Source organism: Microcoleus sp. D3_18_C2, assembly GCF_036702395.1.
Taxonomy (GTDB): Bacteria; Cyanobacteriota; Cyanobacteriia; order Cyanobacteriales; family Microcoleaceae; genus Microcoleus.
In genome coordinates this window covers 145854-166130 of the sequence record NZ_JAUBTG010000005.1, presented here as the reverse complement: position 1 = coordinate 166130, position 20277 = coordinate 145854, and the positions used below count along the sequence as shown (strand labels likewise).

The window sequence follows — 20277 nt, the reverse complement described above, 5'->3', positions numbered from 1 at the left end:
AAATCAGATGAGCTTGTTTCTTTGGCGCTAATTTTCCTTGCGACAAAGCAAACTCACTCTATTAAATCACCGACACCCAACTTTGTCAACAGGTGATTGACTACAAAACTGCGCCTGTTTAGCAAACTGTAATTAAGCCAACAAGGACATCCGCGTGGCCAGATTATTTTGCAACTTGCCTAAAATTACCCGATCGACTATTCTTCCTAGTAGATATCATCTTGATATAACAACCGACAAAAACATGACAGCAATATTGCCACCTTGGATAGTTTTAGACTCCCTATTGCATAACTGGCTACTAGAAGATATCGGTAGGGGCGATCGCACAACATCGGCCTTATTTCCCGCAAACAGCATCCAGGGTACTGCTAAATGGATTGTCAAAGAAGCTGGAGTCATTGCGGGATTGCCGATCGCACATCGCACATTTAAACTTTTAGACAGCAGCCTCAGTTTCATCCCCCAAGTACCAGAAGGGAAACTGTGCGAAAAAGGAGAAGTAATTGCCGAGATTTCCGGCAATTTCGATGCGCTGCTAACCGGAGAAAGAGTAGCATTAAACTTGGCAATGCGTTTAAGTGGCATCGCTACTTTAACTCAGAAATATGTTGACAAAATTGCCGATTTGTCCGTGCAATTAGTGGATACCCGCAAGACGACGCCGGGATTGAGATTGTTGGAAAAATACGCGACTCAAGTCGGTGGTGCTAGCAATCACCGGATGGGCTTAGATGACGCGGTGATGATTAAAGACAATCACATTGCGGCGGCTGGGGGAATTGCAGAGGCGATCGCCCTAATTCGCAATTCTATCCCCTATCCGCTGACGATCGAAGTCGAAACCGAAACTCTCGCCGAAGTAGAGACAGCTTTGCAGCACAAAGCTGATATTATCATGTTAGATAATATGTCCTTTGATTTGATGCGGCAGGCTGTGGCCATTATTCGCGAAAAGAGCGATCGGGTAAAAATTGAAGCTTCCGGCAATGTTACCTTAGAAACAATTAGAAGTGTAGCGGAAACCGGAGTTGACTATATTTCTACCAGTGCTCCGATTACGCGATCGACTTGGCTGGATTTGAGCATGAAAATTAATAGTAATACCCGCAGTCCGGCAGAGGTTTAAACCCCTGCCTCAAAGCTGAAGTCCTCTAAAAGAGGACTAAGAGACATCTCCAAAAAAGAACTTGAAACCCAAGTCAAGCCTAAGCTAAAATCTAATTTCGGGAGAAGTCTAATGAATTATTCAGTCCTCTTTTAGAGGACTTTCGCTATGAGCCAGGGGTTTAAACCCCTGGCGGTATTTGGGGCCCGATCGATATTTCGGCTGAAGTTGATACGAATGGGCAAGGCCGTGTCCGACATTGCTGAGAGTCAACTGTTAACTATTGGTTAGTTATTACCAATAACCAATAACCAATAACCACTAAGGATCGCGAATTAAATAACTTACAATTTTAATTGTTATTGTGGGATGGGCGTCCCGCCCATCCCACAAACTTGTGGAAGTTATTTAATTCTCATTCCTAACTACTAACAAATTACTACTTCGAGATAAAATGAACCCAAAAATGCCCGTCAGGTATACAGAGGCTGCGGATTAAGCGGTAAGTATAGTGCAAGTAAGCACCGCTGACACTTGTATCGTAGCCAGTTCGGAACCACTCGCCATAGGGATCGTGAACGAAGAATCCCTCGCTGTCGTAGCCTGCGACAACTATAATGTGACCGAAAGACGTGAAGTATCCGTGGATGACAGCGGGATTTCCGCTGGCTAGCCAATCTTGAACGTCATCAATAGTTGCATTCTCGGTAAAGAAATCTTGAGCGCCGTAATCTCTAACAATTTTTGCTAAATCGTAGGGATCCCAACGACTGTAACCTTTGGCGATCGCATATTCGTAAAGTTCGTCTTCATATTGCCCGGTTTGTTTGCGCCGTGGCACCTTCAAAAAGTCCAGACACATCGCTAATGAAGTTACATTGCAAGAACCTGTAGGATTATTCAAGTTATCCATTTGCGATAGATAAGGAATGCCAAGCCTGACAGTTGGGGGATTAGGTTTCGGAAAAAGTAGAATGCTGTCTTGAGTAATTTGAGCGTGCCCTCCGAAAACATACCAAACCCCTGAACCTTTGAAAGACTCGTTGCGGAGAGCAACTCTGATGTGACAGCGAGCCGGAGCAAAAGCCAGGATCTCCAACTCTTTTCCGGCTGGTATTACTTGTTTTTCTGAGTCCTGAAGTTGAGAAGACGCGACCGGTTTTGATTTAAAAATGGTGTCTCTGAGCGTTTTCAGGATCAGGGGCTGTGTGGGAATGTCCTCTGGTTTGGTTTCGATCAGCTTTTTGGCTGTGACTGCTCCCAAAAAACCCGCTTCGCCGCACTTCATCAGAGTTTGAAATCGGTGGAGGGTGGCGGTAGAGAGAGGGCCAAAAATTCCGTCTACGGGAGGTTTCAGTAAACCTAGGTCAATGAGGCGACTTTGAATTTGGCCACTGAGTTCGTCGTCTGCAGCGATTGCTTTGGCATCGTACCTAATGTTTGAGTTGAGAAAGTTTTGTAATTTCATGCTTGCGTGCCCTGTCAGTCGATTTTAGATTTTAGATTTTAGATTTTAGATTTGACAATTACGACCGCAGATAAATCAGGTGGCCCCAGACTAAATTGCTTGATTGTCAATAATTCCCTGTTTATCGTCTCATAAAATTACGGTGATTTTACCGATCGATCGATTTTAGATTTTAGATTTTAGAATTACGATCGCCGATAAATCCGGTTTCCCTAGACTAAATTGCTTGATTGTCAATAATTCCCTGTTTATCGTCTCATAAAATTACGGTAATTTTGTCGCTCAATCGATTTTAAATTTTAGATTTTAAATTTTAGATTTTAGAATTACGATCGCCAATAAACCCGGTTTTCCTAGACTAAATTGCTGGCTCGTCAATAATTCCCAGTTTATCGTCTCATAAAATTACGGTAATTTTGCCGATCGCCCGTACCTTAAAGGCTTCATACTAATTATTGGATACAAAACCTTCAAGGCGAGAGCCGATCGAATTTCACGCACTATTGACTAAAAATCCCTCGTGCGCGTTGACATTGTTTCTGCCGAATTCCGAATGCTGTTGGATGACTCAAAAGCAGAAGGATAGCAGAATTGCCCTGTTGAGGCGAAGTCCGATTTATGCTTCGTCCGGGCGAATTACCACAACACCCATTGCGTCGGGAGACAGATATTTGACAGCGGCTTCTCGGAGATCCTCGGCAGTCTGAGCTTGGATGCAGGCGGCATAGTTGAGGGCGGGAGCGATATCTCCTACCATCGACTGATAGTAACCGTACAAACTTGCTCGATCGCTCGGAGTTTCGTTACCAAAGATAAACCGATTGGCTACTTGGGTGCGAATGCGGGAAATTTCGGCATCTGTCACCAGTTCGGTTTGGAGAGTGCGGATGTGTTGGACGATCGCAGCTTCCACTGCTGCCAAGTTTTCTGTCGGTAGTTGAGCGGAAATTGAGAATACACCGCCGAGTCGCTGAGTCATGTTGCTGACCGAAATTGACGAAACTAGCCCTTTTTCTTCGCGCAAATCCTGAACCAAGCGAGTTGTGCGGCCGTGTCCCAAAATTGTCGCCAAAACGTCGAGGGCATAAGTTTCGGACATTTCCATGAAACCTGGCACTCGCCACATCACGATCAGTCGGGCTTGCTGAAGGGAAGAGTCTACAAATTCGCGGCGGACTGTTTCTGTAAATGGCGATTCTTGACCGTAGTTCAGGATTTGGGCTTCGGGGTGAAAGTTGCCCACAGCAGGCACATTTATTTTGTTGTGTTGTGCTGTACTTTTTGCTGCAAAACTGTCTGCGACAATTTCTATTAGTTGCTCGACTGGCAAATTGCCGACAGCTACGGCTGTCATGGCCCCTGGGTGATATCTGCTGCTGTGGAAATCCCGCATTTGTTGCGCTGTCAACTGTTCGATTACCGCAGTCGGGCCGAGTACCGGTCGCTTGTAGGGCAGGACTTCAAACGCTAATTCCATTGATCGCTGATAGGTGCGGCGGCGGGGATTGTCTTCCGATCGTCTAATTTCTTCTAAGACTACCAGCCGTTCGCGATCGAAGGCGTCGTCGGGAATGCTGGCGTTGAGCAACACATCGACTTGCAGAGGAGCTAGTTCGGCAAAATCTTTAGGAGCTGTGGTGATGTAATAGTTAGTGTAATCTTGGCTGGTGGCAGCATTGGTGACAGCGCCGCGTTGCTCGATCGCGCGCTCAAATTCGCCACTGGGAATGCTGGGAGTTCCCTTAAAAATCATGTGTTCTAAAAAGTGAGCCATGCCGTTAATGTCGTCTGGTTCGACGGCTGAGCCTAAATTGAGCCACACGCTGAGGTTAACAGCATCGACCGGCAAGTGTTCGGCTATAACGGTGAGGCCGTTGGGGAAATGGCGGATTGTTGGGGCGTTGAGGGGCGATCGAGCGGAGGTTTTGAGTAGGGTGGATGTCATTGTGCTTTTAAATTTATCTTGTTCTTTATATCTTAAAGGGTCATCCGATTTTAGATTTTAGATTTTAGATTTTAGATTGATCCCACGGCTGATGGTTGCTGGGGATGTTGTCGGGGGCGATTCCCTACCCTTCGGGAACGCTTCGCGAACGGGATAGCTTCGCTTCACGCGAAATGCGAGAGCGCTGAGGGCGTGAGGGTTATGAGAAATCTGTGCGATCGACAAAACAAAAGTTGATTTGTTAAAAGTTGCAAGTTATAGTCTAGTTTGAATTTAGCCTTTAATCCCTTCTTTTCGCATTCAATTTTCGGAGTTGCAAATGCAATTTGAGTTTCTGATTCCAAAACGCCCTGTATCTTTGCAAACGAGGCAGAGAAGCAAGCTACAGGATTGGCAAGCATTTGTGCGTACAGAAGCGTCAAAAACTTGGGTAGTAACTCCTTATTCAGGAAATGTTCATTTAGCTTTAGTGTACCTTTATGATGCTGACCCAGTTGACACTGACAATATCATAAAGCCCATACAGGATGCACTAATTGGGTTAGTTTATGAGGATGATTCACTTGTCACAGATGTGGAGTCCCATCGTCGCTCGCTTAGTGACACGTTTGACGTTGCTTTATGTCCGTCATTGTTGGTCCGTGGCATAATATCTGGCAGCGACTGCGTTTACGTTAGAATAAATTCAGCAAAAGCATTAGAGAGTTATCTATGACCGCTACTAAATTGATACACGACAAATCAGTGTCTAAAATTGCCGAAAAATACCGACAAGAAGGCTATACAGTATTGGTTGACCCTGAACCCGAAGAGATCCCTTTCGATTTAGGGACATATCGTCCAAATTTGATTGTAAAAAAGAACGAAACCGAAGGTTACATAATCGAATTCAAACGTTCTGCCAGACAAACATCCATAGACAGGTTGAAAGAAATTGCTGAAATAGTTTCTGAAAATACAGGCTGGCGTTTCTTATTAATTACTGAAGATGCTTTACTGAAAGACGCAGACAATGAAGTAAATCTATTATCTTGGGAACAGATTTTTAGTAGAATAACACAAAGTGAACGTCTGATCTCATTAGAAGAAAATGAAGGCGCGTTTTTATCACTTTGGGGAATACTTGAAGCACTTTTGCGTAGACGAGCTGAGGAGGTTACTATTCCAATTGAAAGATTTCCCACTGTATCTCTCATCAAACATATGTATTCGCAAGGAGAACTTTCAATAGAAGAGTACGATCGATCAATGCTACTTTTAAGCGTAAGAAACCGATTTATTCATGGATTTGAAGCACCAGAAGTCAATGAGTCTGTATCTGAATTGCTCGCCCTCGTCAATGAATTAATAAGTTTATGGGCACCACAGGCATCTCAGTCCTGAAAGGTTTGGCAATAAGTCCTGAGTTTTTTTTGTGACAGCATTCGATGGAAAATCTAAAATTGCATAAAAACTTAATATTTCCACAGCCGGCTTTTCAACGATTTTGGCGATCGACTTCGGGGAAAATCGGCTTAATTTTGACTGTAGCGCTGACGATCGCGGCACTGTTGGCCCCCCTACTTTCCCCTTACGATCCGGCGGTCGATCGAGATTATTTGTCGCGCTTAGTGGCTCCTAGCGCTAAACATTGGTTTGGCACCGACAGTTTGGGGCGAGATTTGTTGGTGCGGGTGTGGCACGGATTGGGGATATCTTTACTCGTCAGCCTGGTTTCTGTGGGTGCGGGTTTAATTGTGGGAGCGCTTTTGGGGCTGGTGGCCGGGTATTTTCGGGGGTTGCTGGAAATGGCGATCGGCACTTTGGCGGATATTTTGTTAGCTTTTCCTTCGATTTTACTGGCGATCGGCGTTGTTACCGTCACCGGGCCGAGCCTGCAAAGCGTAATTATCGCCGTCAGCCTCGTGCAAATTCCAATTTACATCCGCTTAACTCGCAGTATGGTGCTGTCTCTGCGGGAACAAGAATTTGTTTTGGCTGTCAAAGCCTTGGGCGCCAGCGACTTGCGGATTATTTTTCGCCACATTTTGCCGGGAAGTCTCGCGCCTCTAGTTGTACAAGCAACTCTTTCGACTGGTACGGCGACACTAGAATCTGCCGGTTTAGGTTTTTTGGGTTTGGGCGCACAGCCGCCGGTTCCTGAGTTGGGGACAATGCTTTCTGATGCTTTTAAGGGCGGATACGCTCTTTCTTCTCCTTGGACGATCGTGTTTCCAGGTTTGCTGATTACCTTGACTGTTCTTGGTTTCAACCTTTTGGGAGATGGCCTGCGAGACGTTTTAGACCCCAGAGGGAATTAGAGGGGAAGTGGGGAATTTATACTTCTGCCTTTTACCTTCTGCCTTCTGCCCTCTGCGCCCTCTGCGCCCTCTGCGGTTCATCCCCTCTTCCTTCCTCCTCCCTCTAAAATCTAAAATCTCAAATCTAAAATCGACCGACTTGACTGCTGTCACGATCTACGCGAAACTTTACATACAACTGATGTATTGCTTCTACATATTAATAACTTCTGTTAAGTTGTGACTCAAAACCTATCAATTAGTCAAAATTGATATAGCGCTTTGTCAGTCAGCCAACTCTCAAGAAGCTACTTCAGGAGGCATCGTCCCTGGCTTGCTGGTGTCGGTGTCTGTTCTCAATATTCCTATTCAGTCAGCCCGCATTATGGAAACACTAGAGTTTGTGATCTATCCAGATGGCCGCGTACAGGAAACAGTCACCGGCATTGTCGGTGCTTCCTGTGCTGAGGTAACGGCTGCAATTGAAGCTCAGCTCGGCGTGGTGCTTCACCAAGAGTCAACATCTGAATATTTCACGCAAGCGCTGCATCAGTCAGCCGAAGCGACGGCCCAAGTGGCTTTTAGCGATTGGTAATTTTTTTTGTTGAGTTCACTTAAATTTTTTTGGAATCACCATGTCACACTTTAGCCAAATTAAGACCCAGATCCGCAATTTGAATTCTTTGGAAGCTGCTTTAACTGACTTGGGTATTGACTGGAAGTCTGGCCCGACTGAGGTGCGTGGCTATCGCGGCCTAACCAGCACCGCTGAGGTCGTGATTGAGCAAACAAACGGCTACGACGTAGGTTTTAGCTGGAACGGGACTGAGTATGAATTGGTGGCTGACTTGCAGTTTTGGCAGCAAGCTTGGTCTGTAGACCGTTTTCTCAATAAGGTGACTCAGCGCTACGCTTACCATACTGTGGTGAATGAAAGCGCTAAGCAGGGTTTCCAAATTTCTGAGCAAAAGCAAAATCAAGACGGTTCGCTCCGCTTGGTGGTGCAACGCTGGTGCGCTTAATAATTTTTCGAGATTTTTGCAATCTTGTTTCATCAAAGTCCGCCTGCGCGGACTTATTTACTATTGTGGGGGTCTAAATGTCTGAGCTTTCTGGACTCGGAATAGATACAGCAATCGATCGCTCTGGTTTAGAGCCGGAGTTGGGGGGTTTTTTGCGGGATGCGCCCGATCGCTCTGGTTTGGAACCGGAGTTGGGCGGGGTGTTGCGCCAAAAAGGTGTCTATGTTGATGAGATTACCTGCATTGGCTGCAAGCACTGCGCTCATGTTGCTCGCAATACTTTTTATATTGAACCGGATTACGGTCGATCGCGCGTAGTTCGACAAGACGGGGATTCTGAAGAGTTGATTGCTGAGGCGATGGACACTTGTCCGGTGAATTGCATTCACTGGGTTGATTACACCGAACTCAAGAATCTGGAAGAAGAACGCAAGGATCAGGTGATTCCTGTCGTTGGCTTTCCGGTGGATATGGCGACAGTTAAGGCTGGTATTCGCCAGCGACAAAAGAATAAGTTGGGCGATCGTAAGTTCAAAGGTAGCCATTGAAATCCCCAATTCACATCCGCAGCTTGAAACCTGTGGCTCAAACAACAAAAACAGCCCGCGCGGGCTGTTTTTTGTATACATTGTATAGTCAAATTTATTTGAGAGGATGGTGCTCAGCGAGAATTTTCTCAACTCTAGCTTCGTCGATTCTGGCAGTTAATGTTGATGCCTCGTTGTTATCCCGAATGGTTTTTGCTAAAGTAAAAGACGAGCCGATTGAAAAAGTTAAACCCATACCCATAAAAGCTTTCTGCCAGGGGTCTACCTGTAAATAAATGATACCTACAGTAGTTGCGGAAATGGCAACAATAAAAGAAACCCAGCACTGAAGTATCCAAGCATTAGTATCTTTTTGGCGTAGGATTTGTTTCTGCATAGTGCCTCTAGGTCAAATATATCTTTTGGTTGATTAACTTAAAGCATAGAAAGCGTGAGTGAAGCGGTCAGGAGAGCAGGGGACAGTTTCGATAAGTGAACAGTGCGATCGGGCTTTTTACTAAAAATTAAAACGCTGTAGATAGGGTTTGAGCCTCAAGGAAGACTCGCAGCGAGTGGACAGTTTTAAAACAGGACTAAGGAAAGCTTGTTTTTTCTCAAAATAGCGTAATGCACCCAGTACGCACAGGAGACGACCTGTGTAGTAAGCTTCTCCTAGTCTCGTGTTGCGCGGACGAAAGTTTGTCTAGGATCGGTTTCAACCGCCGACTTATCTTAAGCTGTTGTGCATTTAATTTGAAATGTTTATTGAAACTATTGTGGGGTGGGCTTCTAGCCCGCCCGGAATATTCCATTTAAACGCACAACAGCTTTTCTACTTATCTTACTTATCTACTTATTTTTCTGCTGAGTCTTCGCTTGTTCGATCGCAATTTCCCTGACTGCTTGGAAAGAACTCAAATTCGATGCACCTTCAATTGCCTTCACCGCCAAATCTTGAACCTGTTTCAAAGCAGAATCCAGTTGTTTCGACAAGCTAGCAAGGCGCGCATCTTGATTTTGAATTGTCTGCAACATCCCTTGAATTTGCAGTTCATAATTTTGCTTTTGCCCTTCGATATCTTTAGCAGACAAATCCGCCTTAACTTTAGCTTGGTAATTACCAATATTGCGGCCGTTATCTTTCCCGTTCTTGATATTAGCTTCCAATTCTTTCGGGAAAGCTTCTACCTTAGCTTTCACCTCAGCATAAAGTTTTTCCCGTTCCGAAATAGATTTTTCGCGTTCCGCCCACTGTTTCTCCTGTTCTTGCTGAAACTCTTCGATTTCTTGATACAGCCTTTTCTGGCGCTGTTCGTATTCTTCGATGTCCAGATTTCGCTGAAGATTCAAATCATAATCATACAACTCTTCATCCCGATCGCGAGCTTTTTGATGATTCTCATTGCGTTCTTTAACGGCCAACTTTTGCAGTTCCTGCTCTTTTTCCCAAGCTTGCCGGCGTTCCAACAATTCCTGTTCAACAGTTTCGCGCTGTTCACTGAGTTCGCCAGCAAAAGTTTTCGCGCTTTCTTCGTACTGTTGAATTAAATTGTCCAGCGTATCTTCTGCAACATCTTCTAAACTGTGCAACTCTTGCAGTTGTTGAATTTCCTCGCCCACAGTGCGCCGCAATTCCCCCAGTTTAGACGCTTCTGTTGTCAGTTTTTCCGACAGTTCGCTGACAGCGGCACCGAAGCCAAATTGCAGTAAGATTAAATTGTCGATCGTCCCCTGCATTTTTTGTTTGCTTTCAGTGAAACCCATTGCTTTTCTTGCTGCCGCTATTGCTAGTTCTTTGACTGCGATTTCTGATTGAGAAATATTGGCAGATTTATCGTTATTAAGCTGCTTCAGTTGCGAATCAAGTGCATTTTTTTCCTGTTCCAACTGTTTATAAGCTTCTAATATTTCAGCCTTCGTATTTTTGTCATTCATTCTCGCCATCGCTTTCATCTCCTAACTTTGTTAGTCCGCATCGGCGGACTTTGTTTGACTCTTGAGCGGTTTCAACCGCCGATTATTATCAAAAATTGAGCTACAAACCTTAAGCTTTGGTAGCAAAAGCTTTCATTGCCAAATCTTGCGCTTGCTTCATCGTGGCTTGCAGTTGGGCGGAAATTTCGGCAATTTGTTCGGTTTGTCGCCCAATTGTCTGCTGTAGAGATTGGACTTTCAATTCATATCCTTGCTTAGTGCTTTCCCATTCTTTATCCACTAAATCTGCCTTGACTTTAGCTTCGCGGGAAACTTCTTGAATTGCTTCTTCTTTGGCTTTGACATAAGCCTGTTTGAGTTCTTCCTCAAATCCGGCGGCTTTTCTTTGATTCTCTTCAAACTCCGCTTGATTGTCGCTGAGGACTTTTTCCCGTTCCACCCAATTTTTCTCTTTTTCGCGAGTAGATTCTTGCAAGTCCCGTTCTAGTTTGCGCTTCGTTTCTTCGTATTCGTCGGTTTCTATTTTGCGAGTGCGCTGTAATTCGTATTGATAATCGGCTGTTTCTTCTTGGCGCTTTTTAGTTAGGAGTGCAGTTTCTTCTTGAACTGCTGCATCAAATTCTTGCTGTTCTTTTTCCCAAACTTTGCGTTTTTGGGTCGTGTCTTTTTCGATAATTTCGCGTTGGTTAGCAGCGTTTTGTTCGAGCAGGGTCAATTTTTCTCGGTGCTCTTGAGTTAAAATGTGGAGGGCGTCTGCTACAACTCGGATTTGCTGCAACTCTTGCAATTGTTGGGCTTCGATTTCGATCGCGCGTTTTAATTCGTCTAATTTGGAAGATTCCGCCTTTAGTTTTTCGGAAAGTCCGCTGATGATGCTGCCGAAATCTAATTGCAAGTCGGCCAAGCCTTTGACGATGCTGTCAATTGTGTAGGTGGAAGCGACTTCGAGGAGTTGTTTGTTTTTGGCTTTTTCGGCTGACTGTTCTTTGGTTTCGACTTTGGATTCGATCTTTTTTTTGTCTGCTAAAATCTGCTGAAAGTTTTGCAAAATTTGGGCTTTGCTATCCTTGGCAGTTGCTATTGTCATAATGTTTGCTTCTCCTGATTCTAATTTTTCGAGATTTTTTAGTGAAACGTTTTCAGTTATTCAAAGTTGCGGAGTTGGCTGAGAATAGCTTGGTATTTTCTGGCTGCGTCGGGTTTTTCTTCGGGATTGGCGCTGGCTAGAGTTCTGAGAATTTTCCAGCAGCGATCGCACCGATTTCCTTCCCAGCAGGCGCACTCATCAATTATACTCAAAAGTGCGCCTTTTAGCAATTGATTTTCCGCTAACAAAGCTCGGTAATTCCGCTGGACTGATTCGGCTACTAAAGTCATGTGCTGGAAGTCTTGGGTGAGACTTTCAATGTCGTTAACTGCGTCTGTCCGAATTTGGTCTAGCAGCTCAAGATTCTCTCTCAAACGGCTTTCTTGCAGGTTTGGTTTGGTTTTTAGCTTGGTTAATTTCTTCATTTCAGTCTGTTGTAACAGTTATGGTAAAGGCGCGATTTAATCGCGCCTTTACAACAAAATTAGAACAAGTCAGCCGTTAATTGCTCTTCGGCTGGCGGTAGCGAAATACCGCCGTTGGAATTCAAAGCCATAGCATCGCTTTCACCGCCAGCGTGAGCGGCCATCAAGCAGGCAACTTGCTGCGCCGGCAGGTTATCTAAACACACCATAGCCCTTGTTCCTTCTAAGTCAATCATCCGCGATTGATTGCTAGAATCGGACAAAACTGCTGCGGCTTGGTCGATAACGGCCCAATCTTTCCGCTCGTTCCAAGACCATTTCAAGCTGTAGTAGTTTATCGGTTTTACTACTCCGCTGTCGTCTGGTTTCTGACCGGAGTGCTTGACAAATTCGGGAACAAAAATCCCGGTTGCTGGTTCTACGCCGCGAGATTGAACTGATGCTACTAAGCGGTTAAAATCGTTCAAGCTGCGGTTTTTGATGTATGTCACCATGACTACTCCTTGCGGCAATTCGCCACTTTCTGCGACAAACCACAGTTGACCCCACAATGTGTGCGAAGTTTGACCTAAACTGCCGAAGAATTTGGAGAATTTGAGGATTGTCATGGAACACTTGGAACCGTAGTCTGTATCGCCGATCGCCCACTGGCCACTTTGGCAATTGTTACGTACTGCGATCGGGATTTCTGGTACTAGCAAAGCATTGCTCGGTTTGGCACCAAATACTGAAAATGTAGGTCTTTCTTGTGTTTTAGTAGTCATTGTTCGTTTTTCCTTAGTTCTTTATTGCTTTACCGGGAATTGGTAATTGGTAATCAGTTAAATCTCGTACATTGCTGGTGGCCGAACTTCGATTACCTAATCAGATGTGTTGTCGCTTTTGGTTCTGGATAGGTATACTCAAGCATCGCCTCTTGTTGAGCTTTAATAATCCGCAGCGCGGCGAGCAAATGCTCTAACGTTTCTAAGTGCGCTGGGGTGAAGTGGATGCTGAAGCCTTCGCCATCCCGCGCGTAGCCGGGACAAACCAGTGAGGCTGAGCTTTGTTCTTCGTGGGTGGCGATGTATAGCCAGTCATCGTCTTCGAGCTTGTAATGCGTGTCTGTCCAGGTTCTCAGCATTTGCGATCTGCTCCTCCTTATTTGCTGCGTACAAGCGTTTTGACGCCCAGCGCTTCTCACTCCTCTGAAGTTGACGACGCTATATGTAGCGTGTGAGCTAGGCTAATTTGCACCCTTAACCCTACCAGTCCGGGTTAATTGGTTGATTAAACCGTCAACTAACCTCATGGTAGCGCGGGTTGATTTTCCCGTCAAGTATTTTGTTGAACTTTTCATCAAAACAGGCTAGAATGCTTGTCAGGAGGCAAAAAACCGTGGAACAAACATTTGGAAGACTGATCCGTCAAGCTCGCAAGGACAAAGCTTACTCACAACGTGAGCTAGCAGCTATGCTAAGTGTGGACTTTACTTATTTGTCGAAGTTGGAGAACGATCGAGCGGATTATGCGCCAAAAGAGGAGGTAATCCGAGCATTAGCGCGGAATCTAGACATAAACGAAGAGGAATTGATTTTCTTGGCGGGGAGGCTGCCGCAGCAGTACGAAGCGCTGCTGAAGCAGAATCCGAAGGAAATGCAGGCTCTTTTCCGCCGGATGCAAGAAAATCCCGATTGGCTCAAACAGTCTTTTGAAGCGTAAGAGAGGCCCCTCATAGTGAGTATTTTTAAGCCGTATTGCTTCTATCCCAAAGAAACGATCGAGCGTTTGGCAAATGACATCTTAATGCAGATGCAGAAAACGCAAAATTTTGCTCCGAGATGGCCTTTTGATGCGACAACGGTTGCTGATTTTCTGGATTTGGGCGTAGTTTGGGAGTGCATTGAGCCGGATGAAGAAGGTGCGATCGCGGCGAGGATTTTGCCGCAGCAGCGGTTAATCGAAATCAACGAACAGATTCTCGAAAAACCGCCGGGCTTCATCGAATCGACGATCGCCCACGAAATCGGCCACTGGGTGCTACACGTCAATCAAGACGAAGCAGACGGCACTGTGGAACAGTTGGAATTAAACTTAGGCAATGAAGGAAAAACGGCGTCTGATTTCGAGGAACCGTTTGTTTGTCGGGGTGCGAGTGCTGATAATAAGGTTTTGTCGATCGAATGGCAAGCGCAATATTTTGCAAGCTGTTTGTTGATGCCTCGGTGTATTTTGGAGGAAAAAAGACAGGGACGCGATTTAACAAAGTGGTCGCATTTATACAAAATGAGAGATGAATTGGGAGTGAGCATTTCCAATTTGACAAACCGCTTGCAAGAATTCGATTGGATTTACATTCCCAAGGGAACTCGCGAGATTTATGCCGGGAAAGATGCGGCAAACGGACAGCAGCGGTTGTTTGGATAGAAGTGCGATATAATTTGAGGTTTGAGATTTGGAAGCGATTCTCAAATCTCAAATCTTTAGAATTAATTTCTAATTAAGTTACATTTTATGCTAACCAATATTGAAATCCTGCTGGCAGCTTGTGAGGAATTAAATATCCCTTACGAAATCCTGCATCCTTCCCAAAACTTAATTAGACTCAAACAGGGCAGCGAAGAATATTATTTTGTCAATTACATGACGCCATTTAACAGCGCGTCAGTAGCAGAGATTTTTAAAGATAAAGAATATACTTATCAACTATTAAACGGCAAAATAAATACTCCCAGAACTCTCGGTTTTGTCTCGCCTCACTGCGAGGAGAAGTATAAAAAGTATTTGAGCTTCCCAGATATTGAATCAATTGTTTTAGAAGTAAACAAAAAAATCGCTTTCCCGGTGATTCTCAAAAGAAATCGCGGTGCTGGTGGCAACAATGTTTTTTTGTGTGAAACTACAGAGCAAATTAAAGCAGCCCTAGAGATTATATTTAATGTCAACAGCAAAGATTATGACCACGTGGCCATAGCTCAAGAATATATCGAAATTGCCCACGAATATCGGGCTGTATTCTGCAAAGAAAAGCTAGTTTTGCTGTACGAGAAAGACAAATCTCAGGCTAAATTTGCGGGCAATTTAAGCCCGCTGCACTGGGAAGGTGCAAAAGCTAAACATATAATTAACCCCAATCTCATTTCTGAGATTGAAGATTTTGTTAAACCTGTTTTTGCAGAAATTGCGATTAATTATGCTGGGTTTGACATCGCGCTAGATACAAAAGGAGCATATTGGTTGATTGAAATTAACTCAAGGCCCAATTACGATATATTTGTGAGAGATAACGATCGCCAAATTGCTGTAAAGATGTTTAAAGATATCTTAGAAAATTGGAAAAGCCGAGAAACTGGGTTGTTCACCGATATTCACGGCTCAAATCCCATATTTTCCTAAAAAACCCGGTTTCTGCGATCGGGGGTGTGCAAGTCCCGATTAAGAAACATCGGCTTCGGCTGCAATTTTAACCCCTCCCTTCAGCGCAAACACGGCGGTGATGATGCCAACAACCGCAAGAATTGCCGTAATGTAAAAAGCGTTGGTATAGCTGCCAAAAGTATCGCGAATTTTCCCCGCAGCAATTGTACCGAAAAACGCTCCAACTCCGTAGGCTGTATACACAATGCCGTAGTTTTTCGCGTAGTCTGTGGGGTCGAATAAAGTTAAAGTTGCCGTGGGCGCGATCGCCAGCCATCCTCCTAACGACAGCCAGAACAAACAAAACGCAATGATATAAGTTGCGACTTGTCCAACGCCTGCCTGAGTCATCATAATCGATGCGATTAAGATGAGAATGTAGTTGGCTATCGCGGCATATTTTGGCTTAAATCGATCGGTTATCCAACCAAACATCGGACGCCCCATACCGTTAAATATGGCAAACAGAGAAACCGTTGCCGCAGCCGTTCCCGCGTCTAATTTAATAATTTCCTGCGCCACGGAAGAAGAAATTCCGATCGCGCCCAATCCCACCAGCGTGCCAATGGTGTAGCACACCCACAGCCCGTAAAATGCGGGAGATTTCATCATCGGTGCGCTCTGGCTATTTACCGCTGTTCGCGATCGGGCGGCCGCAAATCCCGCAGGCGTCCATCCAGTTGGCGGCATTTTCAAAACGGTCGAAATTGCCAAAATAATGACGGTAAAAGCGATGCCTAAAATCAGAAATGTTTGCGCTATTTGATAGGTATCGATTAAATATTTGGCAATCGGTGCGGTAATTAAAGGCGACAAACCAAACCCAATTACTGTTAGCCCAACTGCCAATCCTTTTTTATCGGGAAACCACTTGGCTGCTACTGCTAGCGGTACGCCGTAAGCAATTCCCACCCCGGCACCGGCGATAACTCCATAGGTGAGTACCAGGACAGTAATATTAGGTGCAAATGCCGATAAAATATAGCCGATTCCCGTCACGACGCCGCCGACTGCGGTCACGGTGCGAGAACCGTAGCGATCGATAAAAAAGCCGGTAATTGGCATCAGTACGGCAAAAACTACTAACAATACGGTAAACGGCAATAAACTATCCGTTGCACCGATATCGAGCTGCTTTTCTAGCGGCTTTCTAAAGATACTCCAAGAATAAACTGTACCCAGACAAAGCAAGACCGTGATTCCCAGCGGAACGAACAACCAGCGGCCTTTTTCTGCTGGCATTCCGAAAACTTTTGTTTCGTTCATGTTTTTAATTTTTATCGAGGATGCCTTAATAGGTAATGGCTGTGCATTCCCCGATAAATTGTAAATTTACTATAAGTTTGTTACCGATGCAATAGTTGTGTTTAAAAAATATTAAACTTAACTAAAATCTGCGCGCAACTTGGAAATTTTTGTGAGATATCGCAACGATCACCCGATGGCTAAAAAGATGTTTCAAGACATCTTAGAAAGTTGGAAATAATGCGCTAAACTTAATTGGAGAAATGGGCTAGCGAATTAAATATGTAGGGTGCGCTTCGGCGCACCGCAACTAAATAATGTAGCGCACGGAGCACCGCAACTAAATAATGTAGGGTGCGCGCCCCGCACCCCTTACCGCTTACATTCTTTCCAATACCTTAATCCCCAACAACTCCAAACCCAACTTCAAAGTTCTTGCAGTCAAATCGCACAAAATCAACCGCGAAGTCCGCAACGGTTCCTCAGCTTTCAAAACCGGACACTGTTCAAAAAATTGATTAAACTTTTGGCTCAATTCAAACAAATACTGACAAATTCGATTCGGCAACAAATCGCCTCCCACAGCATTCACAACTTCATTCAACTGCAATAAATGCTTTGCCAATACCAACTCGGCATCTGATTGTAAAATCACTTTCGCACCAGCATCTAAGTTATCAAAATTAATCTCACCTTTGCGGCGAATTCCCTGCACGCGCACATAAGCATACAGCATATAAGGAGCGGTATTTCCTTGCAATGCGAGCATTTTGTCGTAACTGAAAATATAGTTGCTGGCGCGATTTTGACTTAAATCGGCATACTTAACGGCACTCAAACCAACTGTTCGAGATACGTTAGCAATAAATTCCTCAGTTTCTTGTCTTTCTTCGACTTTTAATCTCTCTTCTAAATCTTGGCGCGTGCGGACGATCGCCTCATCTAACAAATCCTGCAACCGCACTGTTTCCCCAGAACGAGTTTTGAGTTTTTTGCCGTCTTCTCCCAATACCAAACCGAAGGGAATGTGGACAATTTCGACATCTTCAGGAATCCAACCGGCTTTTCTCGCTACTGCAAATACTTGGGCAAAATGGTTTGCTTGTCCTGAATCTGTGACGTAAATTAAGCGCTTTGCATTGTCTTTTTGGATGCGGTAGCGAACTGCTGCTAAATCTGTTGTGGCGTAATTGTAGCCGCCGTCTGTTTTTTGGACAATTAGCGGCAGTGGTTCACCTTCTTTGTTGGTGAAACCGTCTACAAAAACGCATTTCGCGCCGTCACTTTCTACTACCAAACCTAGATTGGTTAAATCTTCGACTACTCCGGGTAATAGAGGATTGTAAAACGATTCGCCGCGTTCGGTTAATTTGATATCGAGCAAGTCGTATATTACTTGGAATTCGCGGCGGGATTGATCGCACAGCAATTTCCAAGCGCGGCGGGTGTCTTCGGCGCCTGCTTGCAGTTTTACTACTTCTTGGCGGGCGGTTTCTTTGAAGGTTTCGTCTGTGTCAAAGCGCTGTTTTGCTTGGCGGTAAAATGCGACTAAATCTCCTAAGTCTAGGGCGTCAGCGGTTGTGAGGGCTTCGGGGTGAACTTCGCGCAAGTATGCGATCAGCATTCCGAATTGGGTGCCCCAGTCGCCGATGTGGTTGATTCTGATTACGTCGTGGCCTTGAAATTCGAGGATGCGGGCGATCGCATCTCCGATGATTGTCGATCGCAAGTGTCCGACGTGCATTTCTTTGGCTATATTCGGACTGGAAAAGTCGATCGCAATTGTCTGAGGCGTTTTCGCCGGTTCAATCCCCAAACGCGAGTCGCCGGCGATCTCACTAATTTGCGCTTCCAAATAAGCGGGTTTGAGCTTCAAATTGATAAAACCGGGCCCGGCGATTTCTGGGGTTTCGCAGATGTCGGTAATATTTAGGTTTTCGATGATTGTCGAGGCGAGATCCCGCGGGGGCTTTCCTAACTTTTTCCCCAAACTCATCGCCGCGTTGCACTGAAAGTCGCCAAAGTTGGGATTGCTGGCGGCGGCTAGCATCGGATCTGCACCTGCATAACTTTCGCCGAATGCAGCGGTGAATGCTTTTTCAAATCTTGCTTTTAACTGTTGGGCGATCGAGTTCATCTTGAATATTTTGATTGGATGTTTATTTTAAACTCTAGATTAAGCACTTTTTGCCAATAATACTCTTACTACTTAGGTAATTTCCCTCTGGTTCTCTCCCTCTGGCCCTCTCGGCCTCTCCCCACCTAGTAGGAAATTTTGTACTTAGCTTTGAGCTGCTGATGCAATCAAAATCACTGGCCGTGATAGCACAGAGTACATTTTATCACAGTTGCGATCGCTACACAAATTAAAAAATGTCACATCAAGTCCATGATCTCGATCGCTAGATAATTTTGTTAAATCGCTTACATTAAGGTATGTTAAAATTTTTTCAATGCTCCCAAAAATCCTACGAAAGGAAGTAGTTATGTTACCTCAACCTATTTTTGGCGATCGCTCTCTGACAATCGCCTTTTATCAAGCAGTAATCGCTCGATTCTACGACGGTTTCAGTCTCTCCACCCAAGCACTATTACGAGAGTGTACCCTTGGCTTCGCTCCTTGTCCCGATGGAGTCAAAACCTTTTTCATCATCGCGCCAAGTCTCGATGCAGCAGAGCAACTAATGGAAAAAATCGACAGTATTTTGGAGCGAGTTGCCGAACTCATGGCTGGAGTCGGACAAGTTGCTCTGTGCATAGTTCCCCCCGGCAGCGAAGCAGAGCAACCGGTAGATATGCAAGACTTAGAAAAAGTTCCCCCAGATTGTCTGGCTTGCAAATTCTTTACAATTATATGGGCCGATGCTGCAGCCGATCGGTAAAATTGACAGTTAGCAACCACCTACTCAACAGGGTTCGGCCCAAGCTGTGCCTGTGTCGGCGCGGGGTAGATTGTCTGTTAGTTACACTCCCTGGAATTATCGGGCAAAGCGTGCAGGTAATTTAGAGCGTTTGCAAGGTTGCAGTCGCAATCTTTGGCAAGTGTTAAACCAGACAAAATATATATCAAAGACCCGCTTGTCAGTCGCTCAGATTTTTACCTGCCGGCTCAAACAGCCGTGCATCTACTTTTTACATTCCCCATAAAGGCCACCAAAAAGCCGCATCAACTCTCCTGGGTGTCTCGCTTCAAAAGACAGCAGCAGGAATTAGGCGGTATCGCTAGAAAATAGATTTTTGCGAAATATCTGCTGATGTTCAGAATAAGCAGAAATATTCTCAAAAATAGATAATAGTTCCGCAGGTTGACCGAAAGCATCCCGGATACAAGCCCCCGGATTCATCCGTCCCGAAATAAAAAACCTGTATCCGATAAAGAAGTCCCCGAATTTATCCCTGGGGTCAATGCTTCAATTCTTTAATCTAAAATCTAAAATCTAAAATCTAAAATCGATTGACCTCATAAACCAGGTTTTTACATCCGCGCTTCATATTCGCGGTTCGCGGGGAAATTGACAAAAAATAGGCTATTTGTGGGAGAGTCAATCAATTTTAGATTTTAGATTTTAGATTTTAGGTTGACTTGCGCGAGATAAATGCGGGGGACGCAAGGATTTTTGATTTTAGATTTTGGATTGATTCCACGGATAAATCACGTGGCGGGTACCACATGAAGAAATTCCTGGTAACAAGCTAGAAACAGAGCACAGATTTACTCAAAAAAAGATTAGTTTTCCAGCCACACCCCTGGCAGTGCAGAGCGATCGCACCACAGGCTCATAGAATTTGTTAAAAATTTCAGTTGAAAATTTGAATTATTAAATTTTATGCCTAACATTG

The 20277-nt window shown here is 44.8% G+C and carries 22 protein-coding genes; 12 read left to right on the top strand and 10 right to left on the bottom strand.

Annotated features, from left to right (window positions below):
• Window positions 1–244 precede the first annotated feature (244 nt).
• Window positions 245–1129, top strand: a complete 885-nt coding sequence (gene nadC / locus QUA88_RS05765) for a carboxylating nicotinate-nucleotide diphosphorylase (RefSeq protein WP_333231603.1) — start codon at window positions 245–247, stop codon at window positions 1127–1129.
• A 147-nt stretch (window positions 1130–1276) separates the two neighbouring features.
• Window positions 1277–1399, top strand: a complete 123-nt coding sequence (locus QUA88_RS05760; RefSeq protein ID WP_333270735.1) for a hypothetical protein — start codon at window positions 1277–1279, stop codon at window positions 1397–1399.
• Window positions 1400–1547: 148 nt separating this feature from the next.
• Here QUA88_RS05760 and QUA88_RS05755 read toward each other — a convergent pair whose 3' ends face one another.
• Window positions 1548–2576 (bottom strand): C39 family peptidase, encoded by a 1029-nt coding sequence (locus QUA88_RS05755; RefSeq protein ID WP_333051967.1) that lies wholly within the window; start codon window positions 2574–2576, stop codon window positions 1548–1550.
• Window positions 2577–3192: 616 nt separating this feature from the next.
• Window positions 3193–4521 carry a pitrilysin family protein gene (locus QUA88_RS05750; protein ID WP_333270732.1) on the bottom strand — a complete coding sequence of 443 codons (1329 nt, stop codon included), beginning with the start codon at window positions 4519–4521 and terminating at the stop codon, window positions 3193–3195.
• Between the two features lie 319 nt (window positions 4522–4840).
• Here QUA88_RS05750 and QUA88_RS05745 point away from each other — a divergent pair, with 319 nt between their 5' ends.
• The 6 genes from QUA88_RS05745 (at window position 4841) to QUA88_RS05720 (ending at window position 8370) form a co-directional block, all read left to right on the top strand.
• On the top strand, window positions 4841–5236 hold the full coding sequence (locus QUA88_RS05745; RefSeq protein WP_333270729.1) for a RusA family crossover junction endodeoxyribonuclease: 396 nt from the start codon (window positions 4841–4843) through the stop codon (window positions 5234–5236).
• Window positions 5233–5904 carry a hypothetical protein gene (locus tag QUA88_RS05740; RefSeq protein WP_333270726.1) on the top strand — a complete coding sequence of 224 codons (672 nt, stop codon included), beginning with the start codon at window positions 5233–5235 and terminating at the stop codon, window positions 5902–5904. The genes QUA88_RS05745 and QUA88_RS05740 overlap by 4 nt, the downstream gene beginning before the upstream one ends.
• A gap of 44 nt (window positions 5905–5948) precedes the next feature.
• Window positions 5949–6821, top strand: coding sequence for an ABC transporter permease (locus tag QUA88_RS05735; protein ID WP_333051956.1), 873 nt, complete (start codon window positions 5949–5951; stop codon window positions 6819–6821).
• Between the two features lie 364 nt (window positions 6822–7185).
• Window positions 7186–7395: a DUF2997 domain-containing protein gene (locus QUA88_RS05730; RefSeq protein ID WP_015176940.1), complete on the top strand. Its 210-nt coding sequence runs from the start codon at window positions 7186–7188 to the stop codon at window positions 7393–7395.
• Window positions 7396–7435: 40 nt separating this feature from the next.
• The gene (locus QUA88_RS05725; RefSeq protein WP_333051955.1) at window positions 7436–7822 is read left to right on the top strand and encodes a DUF1257 domain-containing protein; all 387 of its coding nucleotides are present in this window, start codon (window positions 7436–7438) and stop codon (window positions 7820–7822) included.
• Between the two features lie 77 nt (window positions 7823–7899).
• Window positions 7900–8370: a ferredoxin gene (locus QUA88_RS05720; RefSeq protein ID WP_333051953.1), complete on the top strand. Its 471-nt coding sequence runs from the start codon at window positions 7900–7902 to the stop codon at window positions 8368–8370.
• 94 nt (window positions 8371–8464) lie between these two features.
• Here the strand turns inward: QUA88_RS05720 and QUA88_RS05715 are convergent, their stop codons facing one another.
• The 6 genes from QUA88_RS05715 to QUA88_RS05690 all read right to left on the bottom strand — a co-directional run bounded on the left by QUA88_RS05715 (window position 8465) and on the right by QUA88_RS05690 (window position 12919).
• Entirely contained in the window at window positions 8465–8746 is a 282-nt protein-coding gene (locus tag QUA88_RS05715) for a YiaA/YiaB family inner membrane protein (protein ID WP_333051951.1), read from the bottom strand.
• 452 nt (window positions 8747–9198) lie between these two features.
• Complete coding sequence (locus QUA88_RS05710; protein WP_333270723.1) at window positions 9199–10293, bottom strand: hypothetical protein; 1095 nt, start codon at window positions 10291–10293, stop codon at window positions 9199–9201.
• Window positions 10294–10393: 100 nt separating this feature from the next.
• Entirely contained in the window at window positions 10394–11371 is a 978-nt protein-coding gene (locus QUA88_RS05705) for a hypothetical protein (protein WP_333270722.1), read from the bottom strand.
• 56 nt (window positions 11372–11427) lie between these two features.
• Window positions 11428–11796, bottom strand: a complete 369-nt coding sequence (locus QUA88_RS05700) for a hypothetical protein (protein WP_333207727.1) — start codon at window positions 11794–11796, stop codon at window positions 11428–11430.
• Window positions 11797–11855: 59 nt separating this feature from the next.
• Complete coding sequence (locus tag QUA88_RS05695) at window positions 11856–12560, bottom strand: hypothetical protein (RefSeq protein WP_333207726.1); 705 nt, start codon at window positions 12558–12560, stop codon at window positions 11856–11858.
• Between the two features lie 92 nt (window positions 12561–12652).
• Window positions 12653–12919 (bottom strand): hypothetical protein, encoded by a 267-nt coding sequence (locus QUA88_RS05690; protein ID WP_006634886.1) that lies wholly within the window; start codon window positions 12917–12919, stop codon window positions 12653–12655.
• Between the two features lie 254 nt (window positions 12920–13173).
• Here QUA88_RS05690 and QUA88_RS05685 point away from each other — a divergent pair, with 254 nt between their 5' ends.
• The 3 genes from QUA88_RS05685 to QUA88_RS05675 all read left to right on the top strand — a co-directional run bounded on the left by QUA88_RS05685 (window position 13174) and on the right by QUA88_RS05675 (window position 15171).
• Entirely contained in the window at window positions 13174–13497 is a 324-nt protein-coding gene (locus tag QUA88_RS05685; RefSeq protein ID WP_006634885.1) for a helix-turn-helix domain-containing protein, read from the top strand.
• Window positions 13498–13512: 15 nt separating this feature from the next.
• Window positions 13513–14202 (top strand): ImmA/IrrE family metallo-endopeptidase, encoded by a 690-nt coding sequence (locus tag QUA88_RS05680; RefSeq protein WP_333051939.1) that lies wholly within the window; start codon window positions 13513–13515, stop codon window positions 14200–14202.
• Between the two features lie 87 nt (window positions 14203–14289).
• The gene (locus tag QUA88_RS05675) at window positions 14290–15171 is read left to right on the top strand and encodes a YheC/YheD family protein (protein ID WP_333270718.1); all 882 of its coding nucleotides are present in this window, start codon (window positions 14290–14292) and stop codon (window positions 15169–15171) included.
• A gap of 39 nt (window positions 15172–15210) precedes the next feature.
• Here the strand turns inward: QUA88_RS05675 and QUA88_RS05670 are convergent, their stop codons facing one another.
• The gene (locus QUA88_RS05670; RefSeq protein ID WP_333051935.1) at window positions 15211–16458 is read right to left on the bottom strand and encodes an L-lactate MFS transporter; all 1248 of its coding nucleotides are present in this window, start codon (window positions 16456–16458) and stop codon (window positions 15211–15213) included.
• Between the two features lie 358 nt (window positions 16459–16816).
• Window positions 16817–18574, bottom strand: coding sequence for an arginine--tRNA ligase (gene argS / locus QUA88_RS05665; RefSeq protein WP_333270715.1), 1758 nt, complete (start codon window positions 18572–18574; stop codon window positions 16817–16819).
• A 349-nt stretch (window positions 18575–18923) separates the two neighbouring features.
• On the opposite strand from argS, the gene QUA88_RS05660 reads away from it, so the two are divergent.
• Window positions 18924–19319, top strand: a complete 396-nt coding sequence (locus QUA88_RS05660; protein ID WP_333051930.1) for a hypothetical protein — start codon at window positions 18924–18926, stop codon at window positions 19317–19319.
• Window positions 19320–20277 lie beyond the last annotated feature (958 nt).